Source organism: Simplicispira piscis, from assembly GCF_054783455.1.
In genome coordinates, this window is record NZ_BAAGQN010000006.1 from 1 (window position 1) to 17595 (window position 17595).

Annotated in this window: 19 protein-coding genes; 10 read left to right on the top strand and 9 right to left on the bottom strand. The window is 65.1% G+C overall.

All coding sequences use genetic code 11. The features are described 5' to 3' along the window. Positions 1 to 119 precede the first annotated feature (119 nt). From pabB to nadC, 4 genes are all read right to left on the bottom strand, one after another. Positions 120 to 1898: an aminodeoxychorismate synthase component I gene (gene pabB / locus ACYVOC_RS02175; RefSeq protein ID WP_461160734.1), complete on the bottom strand. Its 1779-nt coding sequence runs from the start codon at positions 1896 to 1898 to the stop codon at positions 120 to 122. Then, entirely contained in the window at positions 1895 to 3718 is a 1824-nt protein-coding gene (locus tag ACYVOC_RS02180; RefSeq protein ID WP_461160735.1) for an SWIM zinc finger family protein, read from the bottom strand. The genes pabB and ACYVOC_RS02180 overlap by 4 nt, the downstream gene beginning before the upstream one ends. 78 nt (positions 3719 to 3796) lie before the next feature. Then, the gene (gene nadA, locus ACYVOC_RS02185) at positions 3797 to 4915 is read right to left on the bottom strand and encodes a quinolinate synthase NadA (protein ID WP_461160736.1); all 1119 of its coding nucleotides are present in this window, start codon (positions 4913 to 4915) and stop codon (positions 3797 to 3799) included. Continuing rightward, positions 4912 to 5778 carry a carboxylating nicotinate-nucleotide diphosphorylase gene (gene nadC / locus ACYVOC_RS02190; protein ID WP_461160737.1) on the bottom strand — a complete coding sequence of 289 codons (867 nt, stop codon included), beginning with the start codon at positions 5776 to 5778 and terminating at the stop codon, positions 4912 to 4914. The genes nadA and nadC overlap by 4 nt, the downstream gene beginning before the upstream one ends. Positions 5779 to 5842: 64 nt before the next feature. Between nadC and panB the strand changes: the two genes are divergently transcribed. From panB to ACYVOC_RS02210, 4 genes are read left to right on the top strand one after another with little or no spacing between them, the layout of a single operon-like run. Next, positions 5843 to 6736 (top strand): 3-methyl-2-oxobutanoate hydroxymethyltransferase, encoded by an 894-nt coding sequence (gene panB, locus ACYVOC_RS02195; protein ID WP_461160738.1) that lies wholly within the window; start codon positions 5843 to 5845, stop codon positions 6734 to 6736. Between the two features lie 26 nt (positions 6737 to 6762). Next, a complete protein-coding gene (gene panC, locus ACYVOC_RS02200; RefSeq protein WP_461160739.1) occupies positions 6763 to 7611 on the top strand; it encodes a pantoate--beta-alanine ligase in 849 nt (282 codons plus the stop codon). An 18-nt stretch (positions 7612 to 7629) separates the two neighbouring features. Next, positions 7630 to 8235 (top strand): hypothetical protein, encoded by a 606-nt coding sequence (locus tag ACYVOC_RS02205; protein ID WP_461160740.1) that lies wholly within the window; start codon positions 7630 to 7632, stop codon positions 8233 to 8235. An 18-nt stretch (positions 8236 to 8253) separates the two neighbouring features. Continuing rightward, positions 8254 to 8883: a pseudouridine synthase gene (locus ACYVOC_RS02210; RefSeq protein WP_461160741.1), complete on the top strand. Its 630-nt coding sequence runs from the start codon at positions 8254 to 8256 to the stop codon at positions 8881 to 8883. A 100-nt stretch (positions 8884 to 8983) separates the two neighbouring features. On the opposite strand, the gene ACYVOC_RS02215 is transcribed toward ACYVOC_RS02210, so the two are convergent. From ACYVOC_RS02215 to ACYVOC_RS02230, 4 genes are all read right to left on the bottom strand, one after another. Then, the gene (locus tag ACYVOC_RS02215) at positions 8984 to 10006 is read right to left on the bottom strand and encodes an NAD(P)H-dependent glycerol-3-phosphate dehydrogenase (RefSeq protein WP_461160742.1); all 1023 of its coding nucleotides are present in this window, start codon (positions 10004 to 10006) and stop codon (positions 8984 to 8986) included. A gap of 51 nt (positions 10007 to 10057) precedes the next feature. Then, the gene (secB, locus tag ACYVOC_RS02220) at positions 10058 to 10516 is read right to left on the bottom strand and encodes a protein-export chaperone SecB (protein WP_116006120.1); all 459 of its coding nucleotides are present in this window, start codon (positions 10514 to 10516) and stop codon (positions 10058 to 10060) included. 102 nt (positions 10517 to 10618) lie between these two features. Next, positions 10619 to 10879 carry a glutaredoxin 3 gene (gene grxC / locus ACYVOC_RS02225; protein WP_116004644.1) on the bottom strand — a complete coding sequence of 87 codons (261 nt, stop codon included), beginning with the start codon at positions 10877 to 10879 and terminating at the stop codon, positions 10619 to 10621. A gap of 35 nt (positions 10880 to 10914) precedes the next feature. After that, on the bottom strand, positions 10915 to 11319 hold the full coding sequence (locus ACYVOC_RS02230; RefSeq protein WP_461160743.1) for a rhodanese-like domain-containing protein: 405 nt from the start codon (positions 11317 to 11319) through the stop codon (positions 10915 to 10917). Between the two features lie 70 nt (positions 11320 to 11389). On the opposite strand from ACYVOC_RS02230, the gene gpmA reads away from it, so the two are divergent. The 4 genes from gpmA to ACYVOC_RS02250 all read left to right on the top strand — a co-directional run bounded on the left by gpmA (position 11390) and on the right by ACYVOC_RS02250 (position 15057). Further along, positions 11390 to 12133: a 2,3-diphosphoglycerate-dependent phosphoglycerate mutase gene (gene gpmA, locus ACYVOC_RS02235; protein WP_116004646.1), complete on the top strand. Its 744-nt coding sequence runs from the start codon at positions 11390 to 11392 to the stop codon at positions 12131 to 12133. A gap of 128 nt (positions 12134 to 12261) precedes the next feature. Next, positions 12262 to 13698 carry a S41 family peptidase gene (locus ACYVOC_RS02240; protein ID WP_461160744.1) on the top strand — a complete coding sequence of 479 codons (1437 nt, stop codon included), beginning with the start codon at positions 12262 to 12264 and terminating at the stop codon, positions 13696 to 13698. A 71-nt stretch (positions 13699 to 13769) separates the two neighbouring features. After that, positions 13770 to 14519 (top strand): HesA/MoeB/ThiF family protein, encoded by a 750-nt coding sequence (locus ACYVOC_RS02245; RefSeq protein WP_461160745.1) that lies wholly within the window; start codon positions 13770 to 13772, stop codon positions 14517 to 14519. A gap of 142 nt (positions 14520 to 14661) precedes the next feature. Continuing rightward, entirely contained in the window at positions 14662 to 15057 is a 396-nt protein-coding gene (locus ACYVOC_RS02250) for a response regulator (protein WP_116006121.1), read from the top strand. 44 nt (positions 15058 to 15101) lie between these two features. Here ACYVOC_RS02250 and ACYVOC_RS02255 read toward each other — a convergent pair whose 3' ends face one another. Further along, positions 15102 to 15734: a response regulator gene (locus ACYVOC_RS02255; RefSeq protein ID WP_116004649.1), complete on the bottom strand. Its 633-nt coding sequence runs from the start codon at positions 15732 to 15734 to the stop codon at positions 15102 to 15104. Between the two features lie 138 nt (positions 15735 to 15872). Between ACYVOC_RS02255 and ACYVOC_RS02260 the strand changes: the two genes are divergently transcribed. Together ACYVOC_RS02260 and ACYVOC_RS02265 are read left to right on the top strand one after the other, a co-directional pair. After that, the gene (locus tag ACYVOC_RS02260; protein WP_461160746.1) at positions 15873 to 17234 is read left to right on the top strand and encodes a CHASE3 domain-containing protein; all 1362 of its coding nucleotides are present in this window, start codon (positions 15873 to 15875) and stop codon (positions 17232 to 17234) included. A 220-nt stretch (positions 17235 to 17454) separates the two neighbouring features. Further along, positions 17455 to 17595: DUF1328 domain-containing protein (locus ACYVOC_RS02265; protein WP_461160868.1), on the top strand; the 141-nt coding region annotated here is incomplete at its 3' end.

Consider the following 17595-nt stretch of genomic DNA (forward strand, 5'->3'; position numbering starts at 1 on the left):
CACCCTCACACCACCTATCGCTATCTCGCAACTTAGACAGCCTGAGACTTCTTGCTAATCAAGCAAAAACAATAGCTACGAGCGCTTGCCTATCTAGCGCTTGAGGCTATTTTCGCGACTTATCCGACCGTAGCCGCCAGCCAGCCACGCAGACTGTTCACAAAGGCCCAGGCCTCGACACGGGGTACATCCTCCAGGCGCACCACGGCCTCCTGCACGCGCCCCTCGCGCAGCGCCACGGCGCGGCCTACGCCTGGCAGCAGGCCGCACGAAAGCGGTGGTGTGACCCAGCGGCCGTCCAGCAGCATGGCAATGTTGCCGAAGCTGCCCTCGGTGATCTCGCCCGCCTCGTTCCACAAAACGGTATCAAACACCCCCGTCTCGGTGGGGGCAAACGCCGCGTAGTGCGCGCGGCGTGTGGTCTTGAACCGGACAAATTCGCTGTGCGCCTCCGTCAAAGGACTGCGGGCCAGTTGCAGGCGCACGGGCTGTGGTGTGGGTTGCAGTGCAAACGCCTCGGCACGGGGCTGCCCTGCAGCACCCAGCAGCAGGCGCACGCGCCACAGGCCTTGCGGATGCCCGTCAGCCAGCGCCTGCAGGCACTGGTGCACGGCACCAGCGTTCCAGGGGATGCTGAAATGCGCGGCGGCCTGCTGCAGGCGGGCCAGATGGTCGGCAACGTGGCGCAACCGGCCCTCTTCCAGCGCCAGGGTTTCCAGCAGATCGAACGGCATGCTGGCCCGCTCCACAAAGGCGCGTTTGTGGCGCCACTCGTTCCATTCAGCATCCGCCACGGCATCCGCCGTGATGCCGCTGCCGATGCCGCAGCGCGCCAGGTCGCCTTGCAGCACCACAGTGCGGATGGGGACATTGAAGGTCGCCCGGATACCGCCCTGCTCCCCTGGCCGCACCACCCCTACCGCCCCGCAGTACACGCCGCGCGGCGCGGGCTCGAGCGCGTGGATCATCTGCATGGCGCGCACCTTGGGCGCGCCGGTGACGGAGCCGCAGGGGAACAGCGCCGCAAACACATCGGTCAGCGTGGTGCCAGGCCGCGTGCGTGCCCGCACGTCGGACGTCATTTGCCACACCGTGGGCAGCGCCTGCGTGGCAAACAGCGCGGGCACCTGCACGCTGTGCGGCAGGGCAATGCGCGAGAGGTCGTTGCGCAGCAGATCCACGATCATCACGTTCTCGGCACGCTCTTTGGGGGCTGTGCGCAGGTGGGCGGCCTGGGCGGCATCTTCCTCGGGCGTGGCGCCGCGCGCGGCTGTGCCCTTCATGGGGCGGGCCAGAATATCGCCGCCGCCAGGCGCGTCCTGCCAGTCAAAAAACAGTTCGGGCGAAACGGAGAGCACCTGCTCGCCCCCCGCATCGATGTGCGCCGCATAGCCGCCGGGCTGGGCGCGCTGCAGCGCGGCAAACAGCGCCGCCGCACTGCCCTGCAGCGCACCTGTGAGGGGTGCGGTGTAGTTGACCTGGTACAGCTCGCCCACACCAATGGCCTGCTGGATGCGGCCCAGCGCAGTATCGAAAGCGCCGCGCTCCAGGCCACTATGCCACTCCACACGCGCCGCTTCCTGCGCCGCCTCGGCAGGCCAGGGCTGGGGGGCATCGTGCACGGCAAACCAGGCCAGCGGGCCGTCGGCGGCGTGGGTTTGCAGCGCGGCATCGAACGCAGGCGCCGCCTCATAGCGCACATAGCCCACGCACCAGTGGCCGCGCTGCGCGGCGGCATGCACGGCATCGAGCACGGCGCGCACCGCGTCCACCTGCTGCGCCACCAGCACCTGGCGCGGCGCGCCAAAGGCGCAGCGCAGGCGCGGGGCGGCGGCATCCAGCGGCTGGGCGAAGTCGATGCGGGCCGTCTCGGCCTCTGGCGGGGAAACGCGCTTCACGGCAGGCCGGCAATGAAATTGCGTTTGGGTTTGTACCGAACGCGCAGGTCGGCCAGCCACGGCGCCTGCTGTGCCAGGGGCATGCGCGCGAGGATGTCACGCACCAGCGCCAGCGGCGTGGCATAGGGCGACGAGGCACCAGCCATCGCAACGTCGAACACGCGCTGCAGCAGTTGCACGGCATCCGCACCGTTCTCAGCGGGCAACTGCCGGGCCAGCGCTTCGAGCGTGTCGAGACGGCAGCCGTTGCCGGGTTGGCGCACCAGCGCCAGGGCCTGCTGCGGCTCGGCGTCCGCCAGGTGCCAGGACACGCGCACGTCGATGCTGCGCAATGCGGGATCACCTGCATGCACTCGGGTGCGCTTGCGCGCAGCGTCCAGTTCTGCCTGTTCGCGCTGCTCGGCCCAGGCGAACAGTTCGGCCCGGTAGCGCGCACGGTCATACCCGGCGCGCTCTGCAGCCGTCAGCACAGCACGGTAGGTGGATACATCTGGGCGGGCTTGCAGGCGGCGGCGCCACAGGGCCAGTGCCTCTTCGTCCCAGCCGTCGCGCTCGTAGCAGCGCAGCAGGTCGTCTTCGCAGCGCCCGTCCCCAGGGTGCTGCCGAACCCCGGCCTCCGCCCATTGCAGGGCTTCACGAAACCAACCCTGCTCCTCGCACAAGGCCACCAGGGCGCAGAACTCATACGCTTCCTGCGCGCTGTCGGCCATGGCGTCGCGCAGGGCCAGCGGGTCGCCCTGCAAGGCCAGGCTGTCCAGGTAGCGGCGGCGCAACTGGCTGCGCTGGTGGTCATATCCCCGAACGGCGCGCGCTGGCAGGCCCGGTGTGGCGTTCGCAGGATGGCGGCGTTGCCAGTCTTGCCAATCGGCTCGGGCCTGCGCGGCATAGCGCGCCAATACGGCCGGACCCGCGGCAGCAAGGATGGATTTTTCGTCCCACAGGCCCCAGGGGTCGGCCTGCATCAGCGCAAACCAGCGCTCCACCCAGGAGGCTGGTGGCGGGGATGCGCGCAGGGCTTCGGTCAGTAGGTCCATCACATCCTGCACCAGCCCGCCGATTTCGCCGCCCGAGTCATCGGCGTGTTCCGCCACCTTGTAGATACAGCGCAGCGCGTGCTCGCACAACTCGCGTAGCCGCGCGGGGTCGCGCTCCCGCCAGGGCTGCAGCATAGGCAGTACCTTGGCGGCGCGGTGCGCGTAGGCACCGGATTCGCGCCAGTCAAGGAAACCGCTGCGATCGCGCAGCAGCGCGGCAATGGCACTGCGCAGCGCCTTGGGGTCGCCTGCGGCGCTGTGCTCGGCAGACCAGGCCTTGAGCTCGGCCATGAGGTCGCGGTCGTTCTCGGCCCAGTCCCACAGCCGCTCGGCCAGGGCGTCGGCGCTTTGGCTCTGCACGAACTGGCGCAAGGCTTGCAGGTTGCTGGCCTGGGTGCGTGCGCGCTTGGCTGCCGCAGCCACTTTTTTGACCGCCTGGGGGTCGTGCACGGGAGCTGCACCACCCAGTTCGCCGCGCCAGGCCTGGCATACCGCTACCAGGTGCTTGCAAAAGTTGCCGTCCTGCGCGTGCGGGCAGTCGCACTCGCCATCGAGTTCGTCGTCAGCGTCAATGCAGACCCGCACCTGGTAGGCCTGCGTACCTTGCACCAAGGCCTGCACAGCCGCCTGTTCGCCCGGCTCCAGCGCGGGGGTCTGCAGCGACTCGATGGCGCCGCTGCTGGCGTAGGTCTGACCCCGCGCAAACACCGCTGGGCCGCTCAGGCGCAGCAGCGCGTCATCGGACAGCAGGGGCAGCCACTGCGGCGAAAGGCGTGGAGAGGCCACGGCAGATATCATTTTTATAAAAATGGCCTCTAACGCTTATGTAGTAAGCGCTGACAGCTACAAATACGATAGCATCCTCTACGCCGCACCCATATTCGGCACCAGCCCTGCCACAGGCTGCCCCTTCTTCAGCGCGGCGGTAAAGGCCAGCATGCGGTCAATGGGCAGGCGCGCGCGCGGGATGATGGCGGGGTCTACGTGGATGGCGTTGCTGCCCGTCTCCAGCACCTGGGCCACGCCGGCCAGGCCGTTCATCGCCATCCACGGACAGTGGGCGCAGCTTTTGCAGGTGGCGCTGTTGCCGGCGGTGGGGGCCTCGTAGAACCGCTTGCCGGGGTTGAGCGTGCGCAGCTTGTGCATCATGCCGCCGTCGGTGGCGACGATGAATTCCTTGGCGTCCATCGTCTGCGCGGCCTTGAGAATGGCCGAGGTGGAACCCACGGCGTCGGCCAGGGCAATCACATCCGCGGGCGATTCGGGGTGCACCAGCACCTTGGCGCCGGGGTGCTCCTTTTTGAGCGCTTCAAGCTCAAAGGCCTTGAATTCGTCGTGCACGATGCAGGCGCCGTTCCACATCACCATGTCGGCGCCGGTTTCGCGGCGGATGTAGTCGCCCAGGTGGCGGTCGGGCGCCCAGAGGATTTTTTGCCCGGCGTCTTTCAGGGCGCGCACAATGTCGAGCGCGCAGCTGGATGTGACCAGCCAGTCGGCCCGCGCCTTCACCGCCGCGCTGGTGTTGGCGTACACCACCACGGTGCGGTCCGGGTGCTGATCGCAAAACGCGCTGAACTCCTCGATGGGGCAGCCCAGGTCGAGCGAGCAGGTGGCGTCCAGGTCGGGCATGAGAATGGTTTTTTCGGGCGAGAGGATCTTGGCTGTCTCGCCCATGAAGCGCACGCCCGACACCACCAGGCTCGTGGCCGCATGGTCGCGGCCAAAGCGGGCCATCTCCAGCGAGTCGCTGACGATACCGCCGGTTTCCTCGGCCAGGTCCTGCAGGTCGGGGTGCACGTAGTAGTGCGACACCATGACCGCGTTCTTTTCCTTGAGCAGGCGGCGGATCCTGTCCTTGGTGGCGGCGCGCTCGTCCTGCGTCAGCTCGGCGGGCACGCGCGCCCAGGCGTGCTTGGTGGCGCACACCCCGCCGCCTTCGGGCTGCTCGTAATCGACTTCCTTGAGGATGATGGTGGTGTTCATGGCAACTCCTGCAGGCGCATGGAAAAGTCCGTGGCCTTTACGTCCTTGGTCAGCGCCCCGATGGAGATGCGGTCCACGCCGGTTTCTGCAAGAGCGCGCAGGCCATCGAGCGTGACACCACCCGAGATTTCGAGGATGGCGCGGCCCGCATTGAGGCGCACCGCCTCGTGCAGCGTGGCCACGTCCATGTTGTCGAGCAGCACCATCTTGGCGCCAGCCTCCAGGGCCTCGGCCAGCTGCGCCAGGGTTTCCACCTCGATCTCGATGAACTGGGCCTGGGCGGCCACCTTCTCGGTGGCGCGCAGCACAGCCGTCACCCCCCCGGCGGCGGCGATGTGGTTTTCCTTGATGAGCACGGCGTCAAACAGGCCAATGCGGTGGTTGGTACCGCCGCCCATGCGCACGGCGTATTTTTGCGCCATGCGCAGGCCGGGCAGGGTTTTGCGCGTGTCCACGATATGGGCCTTGGTGCCAGCGACCGCATCCACATAGGTGCGGGTCTTGGTGGCCACGGCCGAGAGCATCTGCAAAAAGTTGAGCGCGGTGCGTTCGGCGCTGAGCAGGGCGCGGGCGCTGCCCTCCACCTCCAGCACCACCTGGTCCGCCGCGCAGCGCTGGCCCTCCTGCACATGCCAGGTGATGCGGGCACCGGGGTCCAGCGCGCGCACCGCCGCCGTGGCCCAGGGGCCGCCGCAGATGACAGCGCTCTCGCGTGCCAGCACGCGGGCGCGGGCGCGGCGCGTGGGGTCAATCAGGCCAGCGGTCAGGTCGCCGCTGCCCAGGTCTTCCTGCAGGGCGCGGGCGACATCCAGCAGCACCAGGGAGAGCATCGAGGGGTCGGTGGGGTCAGCAAAAAAGGTCATGGGGTGCAAGCATAGCGGCTTCGACTAGACTCCCCGCTCCCATGGACTTTGAGAAGACGGCACCATGACTGACACCACCACGCCCTCCTCCGCCAACGCGGGCACGCCCTACGGCACCTTGCCACCCGCATCGCCCCTGCCCCAGCGCCGCCCGGTCAGCCTGCCGCGCCTGCAGCAAATGCGCGAGGCGGGCGAAAAAATCACCATGCTCACCGCCTACGACGCCACCTTTGCCGCCGTGGCCGATGCTGCCGGTGTCGAATGCCTGCTGGTGGGCGATTCGCTGGGCATGGTCTGCCAGGGGCTGCCCAGCACCGTGGGCGTGACGCTGGAGACCATGGTTTACCACACAGAAAGCGTGGCGCGCGGCCTGCACCGCGTGCAGGGAACGGCCTGGCTGATTGCCGACCTGCCCTATGGCAGCTACGCCGAAAGCCGCGAGCAAGCCCTGCGCAGCGCCTGCGCCTTGATGCGCGCGGGCGCCCACATGGTCAAGCTCGAAGGCGGCGGCTGGACCGCGCCCACCGTGCAATTTTTGGTGGAGCGCGGCGTGCCCGTGTGCGCCCACCTTGGCCTGACACCGCAAACCGTGCACGCGCTCGGTGGCTACCGCGTACAGGGCAAGACAGACCAGGCCGCCCAGGCCATGCGCCGCCAGGCCCGCGAACTGCAGGACGCCGGCGCCTCCATGCTGGTCCTGGAGATGGTGCCGGCGCAACTCTCTGCCGAAGTGACCCAGGAACTGACCCAGTGCCACACCATCGGCATTGGCGCTGGCAGCGGCACAGCAGGCCAGGTGCTGGTGCTGCACGACATGCTGGGCATGAACCTGGGCAAGATGGCGCGCTTTGTGCACAACTTCATGCAGGACGCGGGCAGCGTGCGTGGCGCCATCGAGGCCTACGTGCAGGCTGTCAAACAGGGGCGTTTCCCCGACAATGCCGTGCACGCTTGGTAAAACCCTGCTTTCTCCGCACATCTCACATGCACATCGTCCACTCCATTCCCGACCTGCGCGCCGCCCTGACAGCCTGCAGCAAGCCCGCCTTTGTGCCCACCATGGGCAACCTGCACGACGGGCACCTGGCCCTGGTGCACCAGGCCCGGCCGTTGGGCGACACCACGGTGGTCAGTATCTTCGTCAACCGGCTGCAGTTTTTGCCACACGAAGACTTTGACAGCTACCCCCGCACCTGGGAGGCCGACTGCGCCAAGCTGCAGGCCGCAGGCTGTGATGTGCTGTTTGCCCCGCGCGAGAACGACCTGTACCCCGAACCCCAAACCTTCAAAGTGCAGCCCGACCCGTTGCTGGCAGACATTCTGGAAGGGCATTTCCGTCCCGGTTTCTTTACCGGTGTGTGCACCGTGGTGATGAAGCTGCTCTGCGCCGTTTTTGCGGGCAAGGCCAGTGGCAGCGCCGTTTTTGGCCAAAAAGACTACCAACAGCTCATGGTGCTGCGCCGCATGGCGCAGCAGTTTGCCCTGCCTGTCGACATCGTGACCAGCCCCACGCAACGCGCGGCAGACGGCCTGGCCTTGAGTTCGCGCAACGGCTACCTGAGCGAAGCCGAGCGCACCGAGGCGGTGCAGCTTTCACTGGCCCTGCGCGCCCTGGGCCGCGAAGCCGTTGCCGCCGCCCATGCCCTGCCGACGCAGGTCGCCACGCTGGAGCAGCGCGCCCTGCAGGCCCTGACCGTACGCGGCTGGCAGCCCGACTACCTGACCGTGCGCCGCCGCACCGACCTGCAGACACCCGGGCCCGGTGATGCGCTGGTCGTGCTGGGCGCCGCCCGCCTGGGGCGCACCCGGCTGATCGACAACTTCGAAATCTGACCCCTGGTCGCCGCCACCATGGACGTTCTCTTTCTGGCCACCCTCATCGCCACTGGCGTCTTCGTGCTGAATGCAAAACAGCAGCGCGAGCGCGTCGCGCTGCTGGCCAGCTATCTGGGCAACTACCAGATCGAGAAGCTCATGGAAAACCTCACCGAAGGCTATCTGCGCGCCCTGGGCGAGAGCGACACAGAACGGCGCGACCAGGTATGGAGCCTGCTGCGCACCACAGAACTGCAGCTCAGCGAGCAATTCACCCGCTTTACCGCCGATTTCACCCGTGTGGAACCGCTCCAAACCCGCATCAGCACCCTGCCCCTGGCATTGCCCTATGCCGACCGGTGGTTGCCCAGTGCCAGCATCGACATGCGCCAGGCGCTGGCCATCCACGCGCAGGGCATCGAGCGCGCCGTGCGCAACGAAGCCGGTCTTTCGCTGCGCGACAAGGCTTACACGCTGTCGGCCGAGCTTTTCCTCATGCAGCACACCTGCCACTGGTTCTGTAAATCCCGGGCCATTGCCTCGGCCCGCCTCATGGCCCGCCACAAAACCCCCCATGCGCAGGTGCTGGCCAGCGTCACGCCCGCCACGCGCACTGCCTACCTCGCCCTGCTGGGCGGCTGAACCGGCCCCGGACGCCCCATGGCGCGCCTCCCACTGCCTGCCGCCACCCGGCGCCCTGTGAGCACACGGCGCGCGGCCAAAACCCCGCCCCCCGTGCCGCGCCTGCTGCTGCTGAACAAGCCCTTCGACGTACTGACCCAGTTCAGCCCCGATGCCGAGGGCCGCGCCACACTCAAGGACTTTGTGGACGTACCCGGCGTGTACCCGGCCGGCCGCCTGGACCGCGACAGCGAAGGCCTGCTGCTGCTGACGAATGACGGCCCCCTGCAGGCCCGCATTGCCGACCCACGCCACAAACTGGCCAAAACCTACTGGGTGCAGGTGGAGGGCTGCCCTACCGAAGAGCAACTGCGCTGCCTGCGCGAAGGCGTGACGCTCAAGGATGGCCCCACTTTACCCGCCCAGGCCCGGCCCCTGGAGTCGCCCACGCTATGGGAACGCCACCCGCCCGTGCGCTTTCGCCAGAGCATCCCCACGGCCTGGCTGGAGCTCACCATCCGCGAAGGCCGTAACCGCCAGGTGCGCCGCATGACCGCCGCTGTGGGCCTGCCCACGCTGCGACTGGTGCGCGTACGCATCGGCCCCTGGAGTCTGGACGGCCTGGCGCCAGGAGAATGGCGCGAGGTAGCGCCAACGCTGCGGATCTGACAGGAAAAGCATGAAAGGACCCGCCATTAATGCCATGTTCCGTGCCCTTGGCGTTGCGGCGCTTGGGCACTTGGCACCAGACACACCCGCCGCCAAGCGCTCAGCGGGCCTCGATCTCGCCCTCGCCCTTGGGCTCACGCTCCATCAGGGCTGCCACAGCCTCCTCAGGGCGCAGTTTTCCATCGAGCAGGGCCACCACGGCCTCGCTGATCGGCATCTCCACGCCTAAATCACGGGCACGCTGGACCACCGTGCGGGCACAGTACACACCCTCGGCCACATGGCCCAACGAGGCAACCGCCTGTTGCAAGCTGTTGCCCTGCGCCAGCAACAAGCCCACCCGGCGGTTGCGCGAAAGGTCGCCGGTGGCGGTCAGCACCAGGTCACCCAGGCCTGACAGGCCCATGAAGGTATCCAGGCGTGCGCCCAGCACCAGGCCCAGGCGGGTCATTTCGGCCAGGCCGCGTGTGATGAGGGCGGCGCGGGCATTGAGGCCCAACTGCAGGCCATCGCACAAGCCAGTGGCGATGGCCAGCACGTTCTTCACGGCGCCCCCCACTTCCACCCCCACGATGTCGTCATTGGCGTACACACGCAGACTGGGGCTGTGAAAGGCCGACACCAGGGCATCGCGCACAGTGGCGTGCTCGCTGGCGGCCACCAGGGCGGTAGGCTGGCCACGGGCCACTTCCTGCGCAAAACTGGGGCCGCTGAGCACACCGGCCAACAGATCAGGCGCCACCTGTGCGCGCACTTCGTGCGCCAGCAGGCCCGAGTAGCCCGCATCCCCGGCGTCGGCCTCAAAGCCTTTGCACAGCCAGGCCACGGGCGCGGTGCAAGCGCGCAGTTGCACCAGCATGCCGCGCAGGCCCGCCATGGGCGTGGCGACGATGACAAGGTCAGACCGATCGGCCAACGCTGCCACATCACCGCTGGCCACGGCCAGGGAAGGCGGCAGCGCGATGCCCTCCAGGTAGCGGGCGTTGCTGCGGCTGGCCTGCATCTGGGCCACCTGTGCGGCGTCACGCGCCCACAACGTGACAGCATGGCCGTCCGGGTGAGAGGCAGCGCTGATGGCCATGGCAGTGCCCCAGGCACCAGCACCAATGACTATTATTTTCATAGCTACTTGCGCTTTCCAGACAAGCGCTAGAGGCCAAAAATACCCAAAACTTTACTGGGGCAGTTGCGATGCCGGTGCGCCAGCAGCCTGGGCCTGCTGTTGTTCGAACATGGCCTGGAAGTTGATTTCAGCCAGGTGCACGGGCGGGAAACCGGCACGGTTGACCACATCGGCCACGTTGCCGCGCAGGTAGGGGTAAACGATTTGCGGGCAAGCCACGCCGACCACGGCACTCATCTGCTCTTCAGGAATGTTGCGGATCTCGAAAATACCCGCCTGCTTGGCTTCGATCAGGAACACGGTCTTGTCCTTGATCTTGGTCTGCACGGTGGCGGTCACGCAGATTTCGTAAATGCCTTCGGCCACGGTCGTGGCTTCCACACCCAGCTGGATGTCCACGTTGGGCTGTTCCTGCTCCAGCAGGATACCGGGGGAATTGGGTTGCTCGAGCGACAGGTCCTTGAGATAGACGCGCTGGATCTGGAACACGGGATTTTCTTGATCGGCCATGGTGGTGAAGTCTTTCAGCTCAAACCGGGCTGCGCACAGCGCACAGCCCACACAAAAAAACCGCCGCAGGAAACGCTCCCGCAGCGGGCACATGGGGCAGGATTATGCAGCGCCCAGCAGCGGCATCAGCCCGCCGCGCGCATCCAGGGCCGCCATATCGTCATACCCGCCCACATGGGTCTCGCCAATGAAGATCTGCGGCACGGTGCGCCGACCGGTGGTTTCCATCATCTGGGTGCGTGCGACTGGATCGGTATCGATACGGATTTCCTCGATCTGCTCCACGCCCTTGGACTTGAGCAGTTGCTTGGCACGAATGCAGTAAGGGCAGACGGCGGTGGTGTACATCTTGACGGCTTGCATGTTCTATCCTTTCAGGCGTGCGGCACGCAGGGGTTTCAGGATTTTTCGACCGGCATGCCCGCGTCCTTCCAGGCCTTGAGCCCACCGGCGAGGACCTGGGCGTTTTCGTAGCCGAGTTTGCGCGCCATGGCGGCAGCGCGCGTGGCACGCCCTCCGCTGGCGCACACCATCACCACGGGAACGGCCTTGTTCTTCACAACGCTGGGCAGCCGCGCCTCCAACTCGCCCAGCGGGACGCTCTTGGAACCGCCAGCGTGCCCTGCGGCGTATTCATCGGCCCCGCACACATCGATCAGCACGGCTTTTTCGCGGTTGATCAGCTGCACCGCGTTGGCGACCGTCAAGCCACCCGCTGCTCCTTTGAGCATCGGCACTGCCAGCAAGGCCCCCGAAACAAGGGCCAGAACGATCAAATACCAGTTTTCGACGATGAATTTCACGTTATTCCTTGGGTTGCAAACAGTGCAATTTTAGAATGATGGGTTTCGACTCGCTTTTTCTAGGGACACCATGCATAAACTTGTTCTGATCCGCCACGGCGAATCCACCTGGAACCTGGAAAACCGCTTCACAGGCTGGACCGATGTGGACCTGACTCCCACGGGTGTATCGCAGGCCATGTCGGCCGGCAAACTACTCAAGGCCGAAGGCTACGATTTCGACGTGTGCTACACCAGCGTACTCAAGCGTGCCATCCACACCCTGTGGTACGCGCTGGACGAAATGGACCGCCTCTGGCTGCCCGTGCACAAGCACTGGCGCCTGAACGAGCGCCACTATGGCGCTCTGCAAGGGCTGAACAAGGCCGAAACCGCCAAACAGTACGGCGACGAGCAGGTGCTGGTCTGGCGCCGCAGCTACGACACCCCCCCGCCTGCGCTGGACGCCACCGACCCGCGCAGCGAGCGTGGCGACCGCCGCTACGCCGGGCTCGATGCCAGCCAGGTGCCGCTGACCGAATGCCTGCAGGATACGGTGGCGCGCGTGCTGCCGTTCTGGAACGACACCATGGCCCCGGCCATCCGCTCGGGCCAGCGCCTTTTGGTGTCGGCACACGGTAATTCGATCCGCGCCCTGGTGAAATACCTGGACAACATTGCAGACGAAGACATCGTCGGGTTGAACATTCCCAACGGGATTCCACTGGTTTACGAATTAGATGCAAACCTCAAGCCCATCCGCCACTACTATCTGGGTGATGCTGAAGCGGCTGCAAAGGCCGCCGCCGCCGTGGCGTCACAAGGCAAGGCATAAAGGCCCGCTTGAAAATGGCGCACTGCTGCGGCTGCACCGGCCCAGCAGTGCGAAAGAATGTGCCGGCACGGGAACCCGCGCGGGCCAGGCCCTTCCAAGGTGTATATTGAGTTGGCTAAAGGATGTGTATGGGCCAGAAAATGAAAATTGTCGGTTGGGTGTCGGTCGGCGTGCTGGCCGGGGCACTGACCACGGTATCACTGCAAACCGTGGCGCGCGGCGCCATGGCGCCGCTACCGCTGGAAGAGATCCAGCAGCTTTCGGCCGTTTTTGGCCTGGTCAAGACCGACTATGTTGAGCCGGTAGACGACAAGAAACTCATCACCGACGCCATCTCTGGCATGGTTGCCAGCCTGGATCCGCATTCGCAGTATTTCGACAAAAAGTCTTTTGCCGAATTCCGCGAGGGCACGTCGGGCAAGTTTGTGGGTGTCGGCATCGAGATCACCCAGGAAGACGGGCTCATCAAGGTAGTCTCACCCATCGAAGGCTCGCCCGCGTTCCGCGCAGGACTCAAGACCAACGACCTGATCACCAAGATCGACGAAACCGCTGTCAAGGGTCTGTCGCTGGGCGATGCCGTCAAGAAAATGCGCGGCGAACCCGACACCAAGGTCACCCTCACCATCTTCCGCAAGGACGAGAGCCGCACCTTCCCCGTGACCATCACGCGCGAGGAAATCAAGACGCAATCGGTCAAAGCCAAGATGATCGAACCCGGCTATGGCTGGATTCGCCTGTCGCAGTTCCAGGAACGCACGGTGGAAGACTTCGTGCGCAAGGCCGAGGAACTCTACAAGCAAGATCCCAAGCTCAAGGGCCTGGTGCTGGATCTGCGCAATGACCCGGGCGGCCTGCTGGACGCTGCCGTAGCCATCTCCGCAGCCTTTCTGCCACCCGATGTGACCGTGGTGACCACCAATGGCCAGTTGGCCGAAAGCAAGGCCACCTTCAAGGCCTCGCCCGAGTTCTATGCCCGCCGGGGCGGCGACCCGCTCAAACGCCTGCCTGCCGCCCTCAAAAGCGTGCCACTGGTGGTGCTGGTGAACGAAGGCTCGGCCTCGGCCAGCGAGATCGTGGCTGGCGCACTGCAGGACCACAAGCGCGCCACCGTCATGGGCAGCCAGACCTTTGGCAAGGGCTCCGTGCAAACCGTGCGCCCCCTGGGGCCGGACACCGGCATCAAGCTGACCACGGCGCGCTACTACACGCCCAGCGGCAAATCGATCCAGGCGCGCGGCATCGTGCCCGATGTCATGCTTGATGAAACCGCCGAAGGCAACGTTTTTGCCGCCCTGCGCATGCGCGAAGCCGACCTGGAAAAGCACCTGAACAACGGCCAGACCGAAGAGAAAAAGGACGAAGTCCGGGAAAAAGCCCGCGAGGATGCCCGCAAGCGCCTGGAAGAAGAAGCCAAGAAACCGGTCACCGAGCGCAAGCTGCCCGAGTTTGGAACCGACAAGGACTTCCAGCTGGCCCAGGCACTGAACCAATTGCGCGGCAAGCCGGTGCTGGTGAGCAAAACCCAGACCGAGCGCAAGGAAGAGAAGAAAGAAACGCAGTAAGCGGCCACCCGCTCTGCCCCACAGGGCCGGTTACGAACCGGCCCTTTTTTCTGCCCACTGCACCTGAAACCATGACCGATGACCAGCTCCTGCGCTATTCCCGCCATATCCTGCTCGACGAGGTAGGCATCGAAGGGCAAGAGCGCATCCTGGCGGCCCATGCGCTCATCATCGGCGCGGGAGGACTGGGCTCACCTGCGGCCCTTTATCTGGGGTCTGCCGGGGTGGGCCGGATTACACTGGTGGACCACGACACGGTGGACCTGACCAACCTGCAACGCCAGATTGCCCACACGCTGGAGCGCGTAGGTCAGGCCAAAGTAACGTCGGCCGCGCAGGCGGTACACGCCATCAATCCCGAGGTACGGATCACCACCATCGCGCAGCAGGCCGATGCCGCTTTGCTGGAGCGCCTGGTGCGCGATGCCAACGTGGTACTCGACTGCTCCGACAACTACGCCACGCGCCAGGCCATCAACGCCGCATGCGTGCGCCAGGGCAAGCCGCTGGTGGCGGGTGCAGTGATCCGTTTTGATGCGCAGATCTCCGTGTTCGACCCGCGTGATGCCCAGTCACCCTGTTATGCCTGCATCTTCGACCCGCAGGCCCAGTTTGAAGAAGTGGCCTGCTCCACCATGGGCGTGTTTGCGCCGCTGGTCGGCGTGGTGGGCGCCATGCAGGCCGCCGAGGCGCTCAAGCTAATATCGGGCGCGGGGCCGTCGCTTGCCGGACGGCTGCTGATGCTGGACGGGCGCCGCATGGAGTGGAGCACCCTGCACGCTGCGCGCAACCCCGCTTGTCCGGTGTGCGGGCCACTGTAGAGCGCGACGGCAGCGAAAAGCCACGGGTAGGAATTTGCCTACACCCAGCCGGTACCACGACTGGCACAATCCGGGTCACTCCCCCTGTACAGTAACTCCACGGTTGCGAGACATTTGCCTCGGCCATGGAATGGACACGCCAGTGAAGCTCAAAACCTACATCGTCGAAGACAACGCCACCATCCGCGAGAACCTGATTGGTACGCTGGAAGAATTGGCGGCTGTTGAGTCGGTGGGGGTGGCCGACACGGAGGAGGAAGGCAAGCAGTGGCTGACCTCGAAACCTGCGCAATGGGACATGGCCATCATTGATCTTTTTTTGCGCCAGGGCAGTGGCCTGGGTGTGTTGGCAGCCTGCCGTAACCGCCTGCCCCACCAGCGCCTGGTGGTGCTCAGCAACTATGCCACCCCGGATATCCGCATGCGCTGCGCCCAGCTGGGCGTCGATGCCGTGTTCGACAAATCCAACGAAATCGACGATCTGATCGACTACTGCATCGCCCAAGGCAAGGCACTGCCCGACGTGCGTGCCCACTGATGCCCCCGCGGCCATGCCCCGCAGGCACAGAGGGCCGTGCCAATTCAATCGATCAATCGGTTCTTCAAGGCGTAGTAGGTCAGATCACTGTTGGACGACAACCCCATTTTTTCCATCAGGCGCGTGCGGTAGGTGCTCACCGTCTTCACGCTCAGCGACAGCGCCTTGGCAATATCACCCGCTGTTTCTCCACGCGCCAGCTTCAGAAAAACCTGGAATTCGCGCTCGGAGAGTTGCTCATGTACCGGCGCATCGTCTTTGCGATGCAGCTGCTGCGCCAACAGTTCGGCCACCACGGGCGTCACGTAGCGACGGCCCAGCGCAATGGTGCGGATGGCCTCCACGATCTCGCTGGGCTCGCACTCCTTGTTGAGGTAGCCGCTGGCTCCCTGGCGGATCATGCTGATGGCGTAATGCGTTTCCGGGTAACCGCTGAGGATCAGGATGCCCATGTCGGGCGCCTTGGCGCGCAGCATGGCCAGGGCATCGAGCCCGCTTTGCCCCGGCATGGCCAAATCCATAAGCAGCACATTCACCTCGGCGTTGCGGATCAGGTCGATGGCTTCGCGGCCATTGGACGCCTCGCCCACCACCCGCAAATCCACATGCTCGCTCAGGAACTGGCGCAGACCCGAACGCACAATCGCATGGTCATCCACGATACCGACATTGATCATTGGACAGACTTTCCGCATACAGACGCGGCTGCACGCATGGTTGTTTTTGTATTGGCTGCACATTCAGCAACAGAGCGCGCAGCAGGCTGGCCACATTATGCTGATTTCCATTTTTCGCATTGACCTTTGGAGAATTTCATGCACTGGCCCTCACTGCAAAAGATCGCCATCAGTCTTCCCATGGCCATGTTGGCCGCGCTCACCCTGATTGGCATCAACGAGGCGGGCTTCCAGCGTTCGCACGATGCGCTGGAGCATCTCGCGCACAGCCAGACCACACATGCCTCGGTCAACCGGCTGCTGCAAAGCATGCTGGACGCCGAGACCGGAAACCGCGGCTACCTGCTGACGGGGGAGGAAAGCTACCTCGAGCCCTACGAAGCCGCTGTATCGACCGTGAATGAAAACCTGACCCAGCTGCGCACACTGGTTCTCGGTTCGGCAGAAGATTTGGAAGACTTTTCGCAGCTGTCCCGCCAGATTTCGCGCAAGCTCTCTGAAATGGAGCTGAGCCTGCGCCTGCGCCGCAAGGGCCAGGAGGATGCATGGAAGTTCGTCCTGTCCACCGATGTGGGCAAGCAGAACATGGACGCCATCCGCACCCATGCGCGCGCCCTGATCGCGCGCAGCACCCAGAAGGTGGGAAGCAGCCAGACAGAAATCAGCCAGTCACTGCAGCTCTCGCGCCTGGGCATTGCCCTGGTGACCGCCGTGGGCCTGCTGGCTTTCTACATGTACCTGCGCCAAAGCAATGCGCTGCAAAGGGCCAACGAGCGCGAGCAGGTGCTGCTGGAGCAAGAACGGGCGCGCCTCGAAGGCCTGGTGCGCGAACGCACGGCCTCCTTGAATGAACTGGCCAACCACTTGCAGCAGGTGCGCGAGGAGGAGCGCGGCTACCTGGCCCGCGAACTGCACGATGAACTGGGCGCCCTACTGACGGCGGCCAAGCTGGACGTGGCGCGCCTGAAATCGCGCATCACATCCGAGGCCCCGGAAGTGGCCGAACGCCTCAAGCACCTGAGCGAAACCCTCAATAGCGTGATCGCGCTCAAACGGCGCATCATCGAAGACCTGCGCCCGTCATCGCTGTCCCATCTGGGGCTGACCGCGGCCATCGACATCCTGGTGCGCGAGTTTTCGCAGCAGGCGGGTATCGAAGTGCAGTCCAGTCTGGACACCGTGGATCTGCCCGATGCCACGCAACTCACCGTGTACCGCATGGTGCAGGAATCGCTCACCAACATCGGCAAATATGCCCAAGCGAGCCAGGTGCTGGTCACCGTGCACAAACACCCCACCCATGTGGCGGTGCAGATCCGCGACAACGGCTCAGGCTTCGACCCTGCGGGGATCAGCCGCACCGCACACGGCCTGGTAGGCATGCGCCAGCGGGTCGAGGCAGCCGGTGGGCGGTTGACGGTTTCTTCCCGCCCCGGGGGAGGCACCGTGGTGTCGGCGGTGCTGCCCACCCCGGCAGCCGTGGCGGCCCCCGTGATGTAGGCGCCAGCCTACGCGCCCGACGCCACCTTGCTGACACGGCGCGTCGGCGCGCACCGGCATCCGGCCTGCACTGTGCCACCTAAAGTAGCGACAAGTGTCCAGACATTACTGCCTGACACCTTCTGCATTCCAGTCCCAGATCAAACGCCCCGGCGAACACATTGGATCCAGAACTGGAGTCTCCCGCCAGCCAAGCGTTGGTATTGATAAGGAGCTGAACATGTTGCATTACGCCGTCGTTTTTTTAGTTATCGCGCTTATCGCAGCCGTTTTTGGTTTTGGTGGCATTGCTGCCGGAGCCGTCGGTATCGCCAAGATACTCTTTTTCGTCTTTGTCATCATGGCCGTGGTCACCTTTGTC